Raw genomic sequence first — 1,043 nt, forward strand, 5'->3', positions numbered from 1 at the left:
TAACGTGAGTTCGATATAAGAAAATGATTTTAGAAGATAGTCAATTGGCTATCTTCTATTATATCTACCCTAATCGAAGGCTTTTTCGGTAAGAAACTATATGCTAATAATCCGGCAATCAGATTGGTCAAGAAGTTTGCAAACGAACGGTGTCTTGTATGTTCTATCTGACAGATGTTTTTCAACTCATCGTTCACCGACTCAATAATAGCTCTTTTACGAAGCATTATCCTGTCTTTAAGAGGTAATTCTCCTCTCATGTTGTTTCTTAGCTTATAAACCAGATGAATCCCATCGACAAATAATATATCAGCCAATCTTTGAGAGATATAGCCTCTATCTGCATAGAGTTTCCCAAAAATATTCTTGACAAAGCTTTCCATCTCTAGCGGTTCTCTATCATCCACATTGCCTCTGGTAATCAAAAAGCTTAATATCTCACCTCTGTCGTTGATTATCAAGTGTAGCTTAAATCCAAAGAACCAACCCATCGTACTTTTACCTTTGCAGGCAATGCCGTCAAATACTTTATGTTGCCATTCCCGTTTAATATTGCAGACATCCAATGTTGTTGAGTCTACAAAACTGATACCTGTGCATTTTCCCATGCGACAAGTTTTCAAGAATAACACCAGAGGCAGAAGGACTCGTTGTTGAAGTTCTACAAAGCGATTATAAGAAACTAATTGGGGGAATTCGCTGCTCATATGTTTGCAAACATAAAACAAATAATAAGCTTTCAGATTTCTCATTCCGCTTAAATGAAAAGCTATCAGGATAGTCATTACTTCACTATCCGATAAACGCTTAGGTTTATTGCGATACTTTTTACCATTGTTTTCACGCAAAGCATGTTTTGGATAATAAACTTCAAAATCTGAGGTAAATTCATCACATAAATAGAAAATATCTGTAACTTCACAAAGACTTAGCATAATAGAATGTTTTTTGATTTAAAACTTTGAATGTTAGAGACTTAAAGTTAATCAACTTTCTTCTATTATGCTAGTTATTAAGAACTTATCTTATGTCGAACTCACGTT

1 protein-coding gene is annotated in these 1,043 nt (G+C 34.5%); it reads right to left on the reverse strand.

The genetic code is table 11. The annotated features are described in order from the left end of the window. Positions 1-29: 29 nt before the first annotated feature. A complete protein-coding gene (locus tag C1A06_RS14965) occupies positions 30-935 on the reverse strand; it encodes an IS982 family transposase (protein WP_101690942.1) in 906 nt (301 codons plus the stop codon). Positions 936-1,043 lie beyond the last annotated feature (108 nt).

Origin of the sequence: Dysgonomonas massiliensis (assembly GCF_900240225.1) — a bacterium.
In the GTDB taxonomy this organism is placed as follows: Bacteria; Bacteroidota; Bacteroidia; order Bacteroidales; family Dysgonomonadaceae; genus Dysgonomonas; species Dysgonomonas massiliensis.

Bases quoted from the DNA above. Each gene is read 5' to 3' on its own strand.
- C1A06_RS14965 (WP_101690942.1), bottom strand. From the start codon at position 935: ATGCTAAGTCTTTGTGAAGTTACAGATATTTTCTATTTATGTGATGAA.